The sequence below is a fragment of the Mesorhizobium sp. HAY1-8B genome, assembly GCF_056868045.1.
Map to the genome: position 1 here is coordinate 5741812 of NZ_CP200321.1, position 13755 is coordinate 5755566.

The 13755-nt window shown below is 65.7% G+C and carries 11 protein-coding genes; 3 read left to right on the plus strand and 8 right to left on the minus strand.

Annotation, left to right across the window (positions count from 1 at the left end):
- Positions 1 to 172: 172 nt before the first annotated feature.
- The 4 genes from AC1VON_RS27570 to AC1VON_RS27585 form a co-directional block, all read right to left on the minus strand.
- Complete coding sequence (locus AC1VON_RS27570) at positions 173 to 1297, minus strand: tetratricopeptide repeat protein (protein ID WP_483125536.1); 1125 nt, start codon at positions 1295 to 1297, stop codon at positions 173 to 175.
- Positions 1294 to 2202, minus strand: a complete 909-nt coding sequence (gene ku, locus AC1VON_RS27575) for a non-homologous end joining protein Ku (RefSeq protein WP_172349437.1) — start codon at positions 2200 to 2202, stop codon at positions 1294 to 1296. The genes AC1VON_RS27570 and ku overlap by 4 nt, the downstream gene beginning before the upstream one ends.
- Before the next feature lie 363 nt (positions 2203 to 2565).
- A complete protein-coding gene (gene ligD / locus AC1VON_RS27580) occupies positions 2566 to 5067 on the minus strand; it encodes a DNA ligase D (protein WP_172349436.1) in 2502 nt (833 codons plus the stop codon).
- Positions 5068 to 5137: 70 nt separating this feature from the next.
- The gene (locus AC1VON_RS27585) at positions 5138 to 5362 is read right to left on the minus strand and encodes a hypothetical protein (RefSeq protein ID WP_172349435.1); all 225 of its coding nucleotides are present in this window, start codon (positions 5360 to 5362) and stop codon (positions 5138 to 5140) included.
- A 198-nt stretch (positions 5363 to 5560) separates the two neighbouring features.
- Here AC1VON_RS27585 and AC1VON_RS27590 point away from each other — a divergent pair, with 198 nt between their 5' ends.
- Positions 5561 to 5875, plus strand: coding sequence for an EthD family reductase (locus tag AC1VON_RS27590; protein WP_172349434.1), 315 nt, complete (start codon positions 5561 to 5563; stop codon positions 5873 to 5875).
- A 63-nt stretch (positions 5876 to 5938) separates the two neighbouring features.
- On the opposite strand, the gene AC1VON_RS27595 is transcribed toward AC1VON_RS27590, so the two are convergent.
- The 4 genes from AC1VON_RS27595 to AC1VON_RS27610 are packed head-to-tail and all read right to left on the minus strand — an operon-like array spanning position 5939 to position 10894.
- The gene (locus tag AC1VON_RS27595; protein WP_246740955.1) at positions 5939 to 7162 is read right to left on the minus strand and encodes a GNAT family N-acetyltransferase; all 1224 of its coding nucleotides are present in this window, start codon (positions 7160 to 7162) and stop codon (positions 5939 to 5941) included.
- Positions 7163 to 7193: 31 nt separating this feature from the next.
- Positions 7194 to 8417 carry a GNAT family N-acetyltransferase gene (locus AC1VON_RS27600; protein WP_172349433.1) on the minus strand — a complete coding sequence of 408 codons (1224 nt, stop codon included), beginning with the start codon at positions 8415 to 8417 and terminating at the stop codon, positions 7194 to 7196.
- Between the two features lie 9 nt (positions 8418 to 8426).
- Complete coding sequence (locus AC1VON_RS27605; protein ID WP_172349432.1) at positions 8427 to 9728, minus strand: lipopolysaccharide biosynthesis protein; 1302 nt, start codon at positions 9726 to 9728, stop codon at positions 8427 to 8429.
- A complete protein-coding gene (locus AC1VON_RS27610) occupies positions 9725 to 10894 on the minus strand; it encodes a glycosyltransferase family 4 protein (RefSeq protein ID WP_246741019.1) in 1170 nt (389 codons plus the stop codon). The genes AC1VON_RS27605 and AC1VON_RS27610 overlap by 4 nt, the downstream gene beginning before the upstream one ends.
- Before the next feature lie 416 nt (positions 10895 to 11310).
- Between AC1VON_RS27610 and AC1VON_RS27615 the strand changes: the two genes are divergently transcribed.
- Both AC1VON_RS27615 and AC1VON_RS27620 read left to right on the plus strand, forming a co-directional pair.
- On the plus strand, positions 11311 to 12480 hold the full coding sequence (locus AC1VON_RS27615) for a DUF1972 domain-containing protein (RefSeq protein ID WP_172349430.1): 1170 nt from the start codon (positions 11311 to 11313) through the stop codon (positions 12478 to 12480).
- Positions 12477 to 13748: a glycoside hydrolase family 5 protein gene (locus AC1VON_RS27620; RefSeq protein WP_483125537.1), complete on the plus strand. Its 1272-nt coding sequence runs from the start codon at positions 12477 to 12479 to the stop codon at positions 13746 to 13748. The genes AC1VON_RS27615 and AC1VON_RS27620 overlap by 4 nt, the downstream gene beginning before the upstream one ends.
- The last annotated feature ends 7 nt before the right edge of the window (positions 13749 to 13755 follow it).

A 13755-nucleotide genomic window follows, 5' to 3' on the forward strand; every position in this document is an offset into this window, starting at 1 on the left:
GAACACCCCTCAAACGCATATTGCTGCCCACGCAAACTGCTATCGACCCACCCGAGCGTAGCATAGCTGGAGCATTAGGACGATTTCAAGACACTCCGATCGACACTTGATCGACACTTGACTGCCCGTCAACAGTAACGTCGAACCGACTGCCGATCAGAAGACTTTTCCCTCACCCCGCCGTCCGCGCCAGCTGCAAATCCACGAACTGCACCCCCCTGGCCGCCACACCGGCCCATTCGGACTCCGCATCGAGCTCCAGATACCGCACCCACAGCCGCCGCGCTTCCGACAGATTGCCGGCATCGAACTCCAGTCGCGCCAGGTTGAACACCGGGTCGGCATAGGCCTTGTCGAGCGCGATCGCTTTCTGCAAATGCCGTCGCGCCGAGGCCTCGCGGCCTTGCTCGCTCATCAGCCCGGCGAGGTTGAACCAGGCTTCGACGAAGGCGGGGTCTAGTTTTATCGCCCTGGCATAGTCATGCGCGGCCTCGGCAGCGTGGCCGCCGGCGCGCAGGCAATTGGCGCGGTTGAAGGCGGCGATGGCATCGCTGGGGTCGATGGCGAGGCAGCGCTGGTAGAGCGCGGCGGCACCTTCATGGTCGCCGCCCTCCTCCGCCGCTTCGGCCTCGGCGAACAATTCTTCCAGCGTGTCGTCGCCCTGTGCAGCACTGCCAAGATCGAACAGCAATTGCCCGTCGAGCTCGCTTTGGCCGCCCTCGAGATAGATCGCGTCGGGCCGGCCGTGCTGCGAGCCGACATTGAGCGATTTGGCGGTGAGCGAGGCGACCGGACCGGAGCGGTGCACGGAGCGCGCGATCGCGCCCCAACTCGCCCCGCCGGCCACCAGCCCGGCATATTTGCGCGCCAGGATCAGGTCGCGGAAGGAATAGGGTTCGCAATCATGCTCGAAGGCATCGAACAGCGAGAGCAGATCGAGGTCGGCGCCGGACAGCCGCGACTGATCGATCAGCGACTGCCTGGACAGTGACGATACCTCCGGCGCCTTCATCAGCCCGAGCAGGCGCAGAAAACCATTCTCGCTGATCAGCACGCGCCCTGCCGCACGTTCGGCGGCGACGCGGCGCCCGATCCCGGCATCGCCGTTTTTCGTCAGACCAGCCTTGGCGAGAAGCGTGCGGCCGAACACGACATGCGTGGTGCGCCGGGTGATGCCGCGCCTGAGCTGGCCATGCTGGCGCTCGACCTCGCGGGCGGCGAGCCTGAGCGGAAACGCCGACAGCGCGCCGACAGTCCCGAAGACGGCGCCCGGTAGCCCGACGGCCGGTGCCGTCATTTCTTGCTCTTGCCGACCGCCTTGAGCAGACTGGCCTTCAGCGGATTTTCAGGGGCACCGCCCGCTGCCGCCTTCTTGGCGGCGGGCTTGGCCGCCACCTCGTCGGCCTTGCTCTTCGACTTGGCCGGCGGCTTCGACTGCGACAGGCTGGCCTTCAGCGCGTCCATCAGGTTGATGACATTGCCGCGCTCGGGCGCCGCCGCGATGATCGGCTTGTGGCCCTTGAGCTTCTCGCGGATCATCGCCATCAGCGCGATCTCGTAGCGGTCCTCGTAGTTCTTCGGATCGAAGGTGGTTTCCTTCTGCTTGATCAGCGCTTCGGCGAGTTCAAGCATTTCCGGATCCGGCTTGCCGGCCGGAATGTTGCCGAAATATTCAGCCGTGCCGCGCACTTCGTTCGGATTTCTCAAGGTACACACGAACATGCCGTTCTCGCGCGCGCCGATCGTCACCACCCGCTCGCGGCTGGACAGAACCAGCCGCGCGATCGCCAGCTTACCGGATTTGCGCATGGCCTCGCGCAAAACGGCGAAGGTCTCCTCCGCCATCGCCCCATCCGGCGCCAGATAGTAGGGCGCGTCCTGGTAGATGACATCGACCTCGCCCTCGTCGACGAAGGCTTCGATGTTCATCGTATGGTTGGACTCGATGCGCACCGCGTCGAGGTCGGCATCATCGATGATGATGTACTGCTTGTCCTCGTACTCGTAACCCTTGACCAGATCCGAGCGCTCGACAAGCCCGAGTTCCGGGTCGACGGGCTTCATGTTGATGCGGTTGTGGGTCTTCTTGTGCAGCTGGTTGAACGAGATGCGTTCGCTGGTGGTCGTTGCGGGGTATAGCCGCACCGGACAGCTGACGAGGCTGAGCTTGAGGTAACCCTTCCAACTTGCCCTGGGCGCCATGATACACTCCTACGCGGCCATGCACTGACATTTTAGCTTGAACATGATCTTACCCAAAAACCGGTTCCCACTTTTTGGGATCATGCTCTCTGCAGCGCTTTCGTCCGAAGGACGATTGGCGCCGTGGTAATCCTACACCGACCCCGCACAATACCAGCAAATCCCTGACGAAATCTTCCATCTCGCCGGAGGGGTCAGGGGCGGAGAATAATTCAAATTGTCGGAAGCGTCGATGGTGGGCGAGGCGCTGGTGATTGGCCGATTGCCTCGAAGCTTCGTCACCCTAGGGCGGAGCAAGGAGCGAAGCGACGCGCGCAGACCCCAGGATGACGAATGCGAGGGTCGCGCGCCATCACGAATGATCTACCGCGCGGTCCCAAACACCGGCAAATCCCGCGCGAACTCATCAATCTCCGCCCACGGATCGCCCGACGTCTCCAGCAACCCCGGCAGCGAGGAATAGTTCAGATCCTGCGGCGCATCGATCGCTTCCAGGTCGCTCCAGCTCACCGGCGTCGAGGCCGGCAGATTGGTCCGCGCCCGCAGCGAATAGGGGGCGGCGGAGGTGTGGCCGCGCGCGTTGCGGTGATAGTCGATGAAGATGCGCTTCTTGCGGTTTTCCTTGCCCATGGTGGTCGTGAAGGTGTCGGGCGCGGTGGCCGCCAGATGGGTTGATATGGCGCTGGTCGCCTGATGCAGCTTCTTCCAGTTCTGTTTTGGCGTCACCGGCACGGTGATGTGGATGCCGTTGCCGCCGGATGTCTTGGCGAAAGGAACCAGCCCCAGCCCCTCCAGCTCGCCCTTGATATGGACGGCCGCCTCCACCACCTCGCGCCACGAAATCCCCTCGCCCGGGTCGAGGTCGAAGACGATCTGGTCGGGCTTGTCGAGGCTGGCGCGGTGCGTGCCCCAGGTGTGGAACTCGACGACGCCGAACTGCGCCAGCGCCAGATAGCCCTTGGCGCCTTCGACCGAGAGATAGGATTTGGTTTCGCCTTCGGAATTGGTCGCCTGGAACGTCACCACCGAGGGCGGCATGCCGGTGAAGGCGTGGCGCTGGAAGAAGCAATCCTTGGGCAGGCCGGTCGGACAGCGCACCAGCGACACCGGTCGGCCAAGGATGTGCGGCAGCATGAAGTCGCCGACCAGCGCGTAATAGACGGCGATGTCGAGCTTGGTCGGTCCGGTCTTGCCGAACAGGCGCCGCTCCGGATTGGTCACCCAGATGGTGGCGAGGTCCGCCTCGGATATCAGCCGTTTGCGCTTGGCCGAGACCGGTGTCGACAGGCCGACATCCCTCAGACCGCGAAACACGCCATGGCGCAGCGAATTGTCCGCCGTTCGGTTGGCATAGTGGATGCGCGCCGAAAACAATGGCTTCACCCAGTGCATCTCGCGCATGATCTCGCGCGGCACGCCTTCGGGCGGCGTCGCGCCCGCTGTCAGCGGCTCCAGCCGTGCCAGCAGGTCCGAGGCCGTCTCGGCATCGAAGCCGGTGCCGACCTTGCCGCGATAATGCAGTTCGCCGTCCTCCCACTCGGCCATGCCAAGTGCGGCCAGCCCTTCCGCCGCTTGCGAGGTCGTGTAGCCCGCGATGACGAAATCGTCCTTCTGGAGCGCCTTGCTTTTGGTCCAGCTCTTGGTGCGGCCGCTCTGGTATATGGCGTTGGCGCGTTTGGACACGACGCCTTCGAGCCCGATCTCCGTAGCCTGATCGTAAAGCCCCTGCCCGGAGCCTTCGACATGGTCGGAGAACTGGATGGCGGAGTTGGCGCCAAGGCCGGCAAGCAGTTCCGCCAGCAGCGCCTTGCGCCGGATCAGCGGCACCTTCGTCAGATCCCAGCCGTCGAGATGCAGGAGATCGAAGGCATAGAAATGCAGCTTGCTGCCGGCACCTTCGGCCAGCGCATCCTGCAGCAGCGCGAAGCGGCTGATGCCCCGGCCGTCGAGCACGACGATCTCGCCGTCGACGATTGCCTCGCGGCACGGCAATCTGGCGAAGGCGTGCGGCAGGTCGCCGTAGCGTCTTGTCCAGTCTATGCCGCCACGGGTGATCAACCGCACCTGCCCGTCGGAAACATGCGCCATGGTGCGGTAGCCGTCGAACTTGATCTCGTGCAGCCAGAGCTCGTTTGTGTTCTCGGCAACGCTTTCGCCGCCCGGCGGTTTTGGCACCTGCGTCGCCAGCTGCGGCTCGATGCGGCTGAGCGCCGGCGCCTTGACGGCGCCAGGCAGCGTGCTTGGTTTCAGGGAACCCGGCTTGGGCGAGGACTTCGCGGCCGGCTTCGCCGTTGCGGCCAGTTCCTCGATGCGCAATCCCGATTTCACGCTTTCCGGCCGCGCTTCGAGGATGTTCAGCGTCGTGTCTGCGGCAAGGTCGCGCTCCTTGAACAGCAGCCAGTTTTTCTTCTCCGCGCCCTCGCCGGGCTTGGGCTTCAGGCGCGTCAGCATCCAGCCGCCATTGAGCTTGTCGCCGGCCAGCCGGAACTTGAAGGCGCCGGTCCTCAGGCTCTTTTCCACATCGTCCATCGGCGCCCATGTGCCGGTGTCCCAGACGATCATCGGCCCGCCGCCATACTCGCCCTCGGGGATGACGCCCTCGAAGTCGATATATTCGAGCGGATGGTCCTCGGTCTCGACCGCCAGCCTCTTGTCGGCCGGGTTGAGCGAGGGCCCGCGTGGCACCGCCCAACTCTTCAGCACATCGCCGACCTGCAGGCGCAGGTCGTAATGATCGGCGGTGGCATGATGCTTGTGGACGACGAAGCGGTTGCCGTCGCCGGTAATGAGGCCGCCCGCCGGCTCCGGCGTCTTGGAGAATTCACGCTTGGCGCGATAGGGTTTGAGCTTGGAGGAAGCGGGCATGGGTCAGCGCCCAAAGCGTTTGGCAAGCAGGAGCAACCGCCGCGTTCCGTAACCGATGGACGTCACGCTCTCAATCGTCGGCGGCCGGCGTGAGTTCGAGCTCGGCCGGCGACAGCCCCTGCCGAAGTTGCTCGAGCCGGAACTCATCCACCCAGTAGGCCTCGCCGTCGACCAGCACGCGCGCCCTGTAGGCACCGTCCGAAAAGCTCTGCGCGGTGATGTAGACCTTGTGGGCGTCGAGCGCCTTGCGCACCGCGGCGCGCTTGGCATTCTGGCTGGTTACGGGACTGAACATGACGCTGCCCTCGGTCGCCCTGACACATCGGGCGACTGGGCTCAAGGATGACGGAGACAAGCAGTCCTGTCAATTTCGGGCGCGGGACCATGCCGCTGGTCCCGCGAAAATCCGGCATCGCTGTCGAAATCCGCTCCCGGCGAACGACATTGGTGCGGCGCCGACGAGGCGCGATCACCTCAAGCAGGGAGCTCCACCATGGCCAAGATGCTTGTCATCTACAAAACTCCCGCCGATCCAGCGGCGTTCGAGCGCCATTATCACGACATTCACGTGCCGCTGGCCAAGCAATTGCCCGGACTGCGGCGCTACGAGATCAGCCGGTCGCCGATCATGAATGTCCTGCCGGGCGAGACGCCCTACAGGGTCGCCATCCTCCATTTCGACAGTCCGGAGGCCATTCGCACGGCCTTTGCCAGCGAGATCGGCCGGGCCTGCGCGGAGGACCGGCGAAAGTTCGCCGGCGATGATGATCTGGTGACGATGCTGCTCTTCGACACCGAGCCGCTCTGAACCATCACGTCATCGCGCACGGCCATCAATTCCTGCTCCCGAAGCCGCTTCGGGAGCCGTTCTTCAGTTCTTCAATCGCCGCAGCCGGCGCATCACACCCTGCACGGTCTTGTACAGTTCCGGCTTGGAGCGCACGAAAAGCTCGATCCTGCCGCGCAACTTGATATAGGCCGTCGCCCCGCTGCCTCGCAGCGTGATCGGCTCGCACAACTCCGCCAGCACCGAGCTTGAAGCGCCGATATGCTGCTTGTAACCCTGGCTGCCGACCGACAGGTCGAAATAGCCGAGCCCTTGCGCCACCCCCCACATCATCAGCTTGCCGATTGTCGCCAGGCCCGGCGAGGCGTTGGCCACCGCGTCCTGGTCGATCCCGAGCAGAAGGGCATGCAAGGTGCCCTTCATGACCAGCACATAGATGACGGCGAGATAGGTTTGCCCGACACGCAGCCCGAACAGCCGCACCGAGCCGTCGGACAGGCCTTGCAGGGCGGCGTTGCGATAGAACTCGACGACCGGTGCCTGCGTCAGGAGGTCGAAACGCCCGAGCTCGCGGAAGCGATTGAGCCTGAGCTCCAGCAGCGTCGCGAACTGCTCTTCCACCATATCCGGTGTCTCGGCTTCGGCCAGGTCGAGCTTGCCCATCTGTTCGAAGCGGCGGCAGTGCTTGTGGAAGTTCTTGGCGAAGGACGATTTGCAGATGCGCTTGATCAGCGTCGCCGGCTCGCCATGCATGGCCAGGCCCGAGGCGATCTGGATGGAATCGCGCGTCGCCGAAAGCAGCGCCAGCGGATTGGCGACGCCATGGATCTGTTGCGGAATGCCCGCTATGTGGATGCGGTCCGCCGGCGGCAGCACGGCGCGGACCGCTGCCCATGCGGCATCGGCACCTTGCCTGGTCCAGGGTCTCGCATCGGCCAGCAGCGGCGCCGAATAATCGCACACGCCGCAGCTCAGCCATTCGATGACATAGTGCCCAAGCGCCCGGCGCCGCATCAGGGGCAGCAACATGGCCGGCCCGCCCGTAACGGCGTCGTTGACCTCGACGACCAGCAGCTCGGCGCTTCCGGGCATCAGCCGTTTGGCGATCCCTTCCACCCAGGCAAGGCCCTGATGACCGGTGCATAGGCCGGTCGCCTCAAGGCGCTGCCACAGCGGCCTTACGCTGTCGAAGCTGGTGTGCAGACGCGCCGTATAGTGCGCGACGGCGCCCAAACCGGCGACATCGGGGGAAACCAGCTGGCCCGATACATCCGCCGCCGCTTCCATTCGCATTGCCTGGCCTGCCACGTACTTCTCCCGTCGTTCAGGCCCGCCTTCGTCATCCCCCACGAAGACGCCGCAAACCCCGCATCATCCCCTGGGCCGCGCTGCGCAGCCGGGGGTTGGAACGCACGAAGGCCTCGGTCCGGTTGCGGAGCTCGATGGCGGTGCTCGCGACACTGCCCCGCACCGTCAACCCATGGCGAAGCTCGGCCAGCACCGAAGCCTTGGCGCCCATACGTTCCTTGTAGCTCTGGTCGCCGACCGACAGGTCGAAATAATCGAACCGCCGCTCGCGCGCCCAGCCTATCAGCCGGCCCATGATCAAGAGGCCCGGCGAGACGTTGGGCACCACGCTCTGGTCCATGGCTATCAGCAGAGCATGAACAGTCCCTTGATGGACCACCGCATATTGGACGGCGATCAGGGCATCGCCGACGCGCAGCCCGAAGAGCCGCACCGATCCGTCCGGCAGGCCCTGCAGGGCGGCGTTGCGGTAGAAATCGACAACCGCCTCCTGCGTCAGCAGGTCGAAGCGGCCAAGTTCGCGAAAACGGCTGAGCCGCATCCGGATCAGTTCGCCGAAGAGCTGCTCCACCTCGGCCTGCGTGGCGGCCTCGACCAGTTCCACGCCGCCGAGCCGTTCGAGCCGCCGCCAGTCCTTGCCGAATTCCTTGACGAAGGATGGCCTGCACAGGCGCTTGAGGACGGTTTCCGGCTCGCCGTCGATGGCCAGGCCGAAGGTGGTCTGCAACGAATCGCGCGTCGCCGGAAGCAGCGCCAGCGGATTGGCGACGCCGTCGATCCGCCGCGGAATTCCCAGGATGTTGACGCGGTCCGCCGCCGGCAGCACGGAACGCACCGCCGCCCACGCGGCCTGCGCGGATTGTGCCGTCCACGCGCTCGCATCGGCCAGCAGCGGTGCCGAATAGTCGCAGACGCCGCAGCTCAGCCATTCGATCACCCGATGGTGGAAGGCTGGCCGCAGCATCAGCGGCACCAACATCAAGGGCGCGCCCGTCACCGCGTTGTTCACTTCAACGATGAGCGGCTCCGCGCCTGCAGGCATCAGCCGCGCCACGATCCCCTCCACCCACGCGAAATGCTGGTGGGCGGTGCAGACGCCATCCGTCTGGAAGCGCAGCCAGAGCGGCCTGACCGTTTCGAGGCTGGTGTGCAATCGCGCCGTGTAGGCGTCGTTCGCGGCGACGATGGCGGGATGAGAGGCCTGCCCGTCGGGCAAGTCGGTCGCCGCGGCAATGTGCAATGCCTGGTCTGTCACATCCCTCTCCTATCGCTTTGCCGCGGCGAACGTGACCGCCCGCCGCCAGGAGCCCAGGCGGCTGTGCCGCTGCTGGTCCGGATGCTCGATGTTCCACATGCGGTGATGCGCGAAATACCATGATGCCACGAGCACGAAGGTCTCGGAGACCGCCGAGCCCAGCAGCGCCCATGGCGGGGACGCGACGGCCAGCAGGATCGCGATCAGCGCCAGCCCGACGATCGCGCCGCCCATGGTGATGAAGGCGACGATCCGGAAATCACCGAAGATCTCGAGCACGATCCGGGGCATGATGTAGAGCATGATCGGCACGAAATTCGCGATCGCGAAAAGCCCGATGAACCCGACCGAGGCATCCTGCAGAGCCTGGGATTTTATCATCGGCAGGACGAACATGATGGCGCATCCATAGGCCAGGCCGCCGAGCCCCATGACGAGCGACCAGATCTTCGCCTGCGTCCAGACGCGGCGCGTTTCGTTGTTCTGCATCAGCTTCGCGAGTTCCGGCTGCGTCATGTTCACGAAGGCAAGGCTGATGATGCGCAGCGGAGCAAACAGCACGAGGACCGCCGCCAGCGGCGCGTAGGCGGCCGGTCCGGCAATGCCCGCGACCAGCAGCGCCAGGGATTGCCCCTGGATGTTGGTGGTGGTCGCGCTGAAGCCCGACCAGCACAGCTGGCGCCAGAGCTTGGTGTAGCGCCGGCGCGTCGGCATGCGGAAACTGACGCGAACCCTGCGGCCCGCCAGCCGGACCAGGACGAAGATGCCAAATAGGTTTGCCGCCGCGAGGGCGTAGAACACGGTCTGCAGCACGTCCCTGGCGAACCAGATCGCAGACCCGGCGAGCACGGTGCCGGCGATCGTGAAGGCGGCGTCGCTGATGGAGACGACCACCTGCTGGCGACGCGTGAAGAATGCCGTTCGCATATGGCTGCGCAGCGACCAGGCGCCGACGAAGCAGCCGGCGGCAATGCCGCTTGGGTCGCCCAGGAGATGCATCAGAATAGCCGTGCCGGCGGCCATCAGCAGCGCCACGACCAGCGCCGCCGTCCCGAAGGCCACGTCATGGGCATCGACGCCGGCCCTGTTGCTGCTCTTGCTCATCCATATCGAGGCGGGGACGGCGGTGAGCGACCTGATGTAGGAGAGGCCAACGCCGCCCATCACCATGGCGAGGGCGAAAAGGCCGTAGCCTTGCGCCGACAGCATGTGCAGCAGCGCGAGGTTGAGGGCGAAGTGAAAGCCGCTCTGCATTGCCTCGCCGCCGATCATCAGCACGAGGCGCCGCACCAGATGGACGGGGAACTTCACGGCTGCGTCTCCGCCTGGCGGGTGGTAGCCGCCTTGCCTGGCCTTGCCATCGCCGCCTTCAGCTTGTCGGCGGCGATCGCGGCGATCGCCGCGGCCGCGACCGGCTCGCTGAACACCGTCTCGTAGCGCTTGCGCCCGGCGGCGACGAACCCGCGCCAGGCTTCAGGGGCGAGGACGATCTCCTGCAACTTCGCGGCAAGCGCGGGAGCATTGTCAGGCGGAACATGCCAGCCGGTCTCGCCGTCGCTGACCACCTCGACAAGTCCGCCGATCGCCGACACCAGCGGCGGCCGGCCATAGGCCATCGCCTCGATGGCGACGCGGCCGAGCGATTCCGGGCGTCGCGACGGCACGGTGACGATATCGGCCCAGCGATAATGCTCGGAAGGGTCGGATATGAAAGGCAAGGTGCTGACCTGGTCGGCCAGCCCCATGGTCCCGACGAGTTCGGCCAAGGCGCGCTCGCGCTCGACGCTTTCGAAAGCGCCGCCGACCAGCCGCACCTCGATCCTCGACTTCAGCTCCGCCGGCATCGAGGCGATCGCCTCCAGAAGCACTTCCTGGCCCTTGATCCGGTTGATGCGGCCAAGCAGCAGAACCCGCAGCGGGCGTTTGCCGTCATAGGTCATCGCTTCGGCCGCCGGCGGGCCGGCAACGCCGTTGTAGACGACGTATGAGCGCGCGGATTTGGGATCGCCGAACGCGGCGCGTGTGGCGCGCGAGTTGAAGATGAGATCGGCATGGCTCCAGTGCATCAACCCGACCAGGATCCGGCGCAGCACGCCTTCGGGAATCTCGTGGATGTGCAGCAGGGCTTTCGTCGGCAGCAGGCGCGAGGCCAGCGCATAGTCGGCGACGATCGAGGTGTTGACGTAGACGAGGTCGCAATCGCGCAGGCGCCGCCATGCCCGCCACAGCGCGACCGGCAGCCGCGCCATCTCGATGGTCGCCAGCCTCAGCATCGCCTGGCGCCGCAGCACCCAGAGCGGTTCGAAGACGATCCGGCTGGCATGAGGCTCCAGGATCTGCAGGATCGGCCCGCTGCGCGGCAGGACCACTTCGATGTCGGCGGACGGAAACGCGGCGCGCAGCGCCGCCACGCTCTCCGCGAAGCTGCGGTCGGAGCCGTAGAGTTCGTAGCCTTGGTGGATGCAGGCAATCCGCATCTTCACATGCATCTTTCTGTCAGGGGTGGTGTGACGATCCCGCCGCCTGACGCTACCGGCGGCCGGAAACACCCCTTTGGACTTCACTGGTTGCGAGTGTGGTCGTGAACGGGATCACCACACCAATGCTGCACGCCCTCCGCCGATTCCGGCGCGCAGAAGTCCATCAGCAAGGATCATACCGGGCTAATATACCCATCCGCGGGCCGACTGGCCCCGGCATTGCCTCGTTTCGATACACATACGTGCGGAAAGTTGACCGATAGTGAAACAACTCCGGCGGTTGGAAGAAATATTTTACAACCCCAGTGCGATGATGGCCGGAACTGAGTCTGGCATGGATATCGCTAGGCTGCGGTTCTGAGATGACACAGCCTCGCGTCACGGATCGAGCGGACCTGAAAGTACCAGCAGTCATGAAACCGGAACAGCCTTCCATCCTGATCCTGGGGACGCGCGGCATTCCCGCGGCCCATGGCGGCTTCGAGACCTTCGCCGAGAAGTTGGCCCTTTTCCTGGTCGCACGCGGCTGGAAGGTCGGCGTCTACTGCCAGGAAGAGGTCGAGCGGGTCGACCAGCGGGTGCGTCTCGACAGCTGGCGCGGCATCGACCTGATCCACATCCAGGTCGCCTCGAAAGGCCCGCGCGCGACGCTGGAATTCGACTGGCAGTGCGTGCTCGATGCAGCGCGCCGGCCCGGTGTCTGCCTGGTGCTAGGCTACAATGGCGCGGTCTTCCTGACCTGGCTCAGGCTGATGCGGCGCAAGATCATCACCAATATGGACGGCATCGAGTGGCGCCGCCCGAAATGGGGACCAGCGGCGCGCACCTGGTTCTGGCTCAATGAATGGATCGGCGCCTGGGCTTCGCACCGCCTGGTCGCCGACCATCCTGTCATCGCCGATCACCTGGCGACGCGCCGGCCGCGCAGCGCCATCGCCACCATCACCTATGGCGCCGACCCGGTGACATCGGCACCCGAGGCGCCGGTACGCGCGCTCGGGCTCGAACCTGGAAAATACCTCATCTCGATCGCGCGCATCGAGCCCGACAACAACATCCTGCCCATCGTCGAAGCCTTCTGCAGCCAGAAACGCGACATGAAGCTGGTGGTGCTGGGCACGCTCTCCGACCAGAATCCCTATCATGTCGCCATCCGCAAGGCGGCGAACGCCTCGGTGGTCCTGCCCGGCGCCATCTACGACCAGGCGGCGGTGAAGGCGCTGAGATATCATGCGCGCGCCTATATGCATGGCCACACGGTTGGCGGCACCAACCCGTCGCTGGTCGAGGCGCTGGCCGCCGGCAACATGGTGATCGCGCACGACAATCCCTACAACAGGTGGGTCGCCGGGGCCGCCGCCGTCCACTTCACCGATACGCAGAGCTGCGCCGAGCGGATGCGGCAGGCGATGGAGGATGACGCGCTGGTCAAGGCCTGCGGTGAAGCCGCCAGGACGCGCGCCCGCGAAGCCTTCCGCTGGGAGGATGTGCTGCTTGCCTATGAGGATGAAGCCTACCGGCTTCTCGGCGTGACATCAGAGCGGACAGCCGCGATCGACCGCCCCTCGCCCGGCGCCGTATGACGGGCTGGTCGCGGCGGCGGTTGCTGCGCACCGCGCTGTCGACGGCGCTGGTGCCCGCGGCGCTGGCGCAGCTTCCCGCGCGGTCCGCCTTTGCCGGCGCCGGCGAATGGCGTTTCCGCCGTGGCGTCAACGCCTGGCCCTGGTTTGCACTGACACGCGAATTCCCCGCCCCGCGCACCGACTATGACTGGCCGCCCTTCCAGTCGCAGCGGCCGGTGCCAACCCCAAACGACCTAGGTCGGCTGCGCCAGACCGGGCTCGATTTCATCCGCCTGCCCGTCGATCCCGGCCCGTTCCTGGCAGCCGACGCCACCACGCGCGGCAAGTTGCTGGATATGCTGGACGCCGCCGTCACCGCCACGATCGACGCCGGTCTCGGCATCATCGTCAACGTCCAGGCCAACGGCGCCACCCATTACTGGAACCCCGACCGCATGGTCTCCAGCACCGCGGCACCCGAATTCGCGGCCTATCGGGCGCTGGTCGGCGAGCTTGCCGGCAGGCTGGACCGGTTCACGCGGGGCATGGTGGCGCTGGAGCCGGTCAACGAACCGCCTCAGTCCTGCGACTCCAATGTCTGGTCGCAGGTCCAGGCATCCCTGCTGACCGCGGCCAGGGCGTCATCCCGGGCCTTGCCGCTGGTCGTCACCGGCGGCTGCGGCTCGATGGTGAGCAGGCTGGCCGCGCTCGATCCGGCGCCGCTGGCGGCCTACGAGCCGATCCTGTTCACCTTCCACTTCTACGAGCCCTATCTGTTCAGCCACCAGGGCGCGCCGTGGATGCGCGAGCCCGTCTACCGCGCGCTGAACAACGTGCCGTGGCCGGCCTCCGCCGGTTCGCTCGAACGGACGCTGGCCTCCGTCCGGGCGCGCATGGCCGCGGATACCGAGACCTCCGAAGCGGACAAGAAGGCCGCCTATGCGGAGACCGAGCGCGTGCTGAAGGTCTATTTCGACGCCCGGCCCGACCGCTGGTTCATCGACAAATATCTCAGCCAGGCGCGCGACTGGGCAGACAGAAACGGCATCGCGCCGCAGCGCGTCATCATGGGCGAATTCGGCGCGCTGCGCACCGACGCGCGTTATGTGGCAGCACCCAACCCCGACCGCGCCCGCTACATCGCCGATGTAAGGCAGAGCGCCGAGGCCGCGGGCTTTCCCTGGGCGTTCTGGGACCTCTTCGACGGCATGGGCATGATGGACGACACCACGCGCGCGCTGGATCCGGCGATGGTCGAAGCACTTGGGTTGAGGATGCCGGCGGAATAGCGCGCCG

Excerpts from the sequence above, each read along its gene's own strand:
- AC1VON_RS27570 (WP_483125536.1), bottom strand. The coding sequence starts at position 1,297 with ATGACGGCACCGGCCGTCGGGCTACCGGGCGCCGTCTTCGGGACTGTC.
- ku (WP_172349437.1), bottom strand. The coding sequence starts at position 2,202 with ATGGCGCCCAGGGCAAGTTGGAAGGGTTACCTCAAGCTCAGCCTCGTC.
- ligD (WP_172349436.1), bottom strand. The coding sequence starts at position 5,067 with ATGCCCGCTTCCTCCAAGCTCAAACCCTATCGCGCCAAGCGTGAATTC.
- AC1VON_RS27585 (WP_172349435.1), bottom strand. The coding sequence starts at position 5,362 with ATGTTCAGTCCCGTAACCAGCCAGAATGCCAAGCGCGCCGCGGTGCGC.
- AC1VON_RS27590 (WP_172349434.1), top strand. The coding sequence starts at position 5,561 with ATGGCCAAGATGCTTGTCATCTACAAAACTCCCGCCGATCCAGCGGCG.
- AC1VON_RS27610 (WP_246741019.1), bottom strand. The coding sequence starts at position 10,894 with ATGCGGATTGCCTGCATCCACCAAGGCTACGAACTCTACGGCTCCGAC.
- AC1VON_RS27615 (WP_172349430.1), top strand. The coding sequence starts at position 11,311 with ATGAAACCGGAACAGCCTTCCATCCTGATCCTGGGGACGCGCGGCATT.
- AC1VON_RS27620 (WP_483125537.1), top strand. The coding sequence starts at position 12,477 with ATGACGGGCTGGTCGCGGCGGCGGTTGCTGCGCACCGCGCTGTCGACG.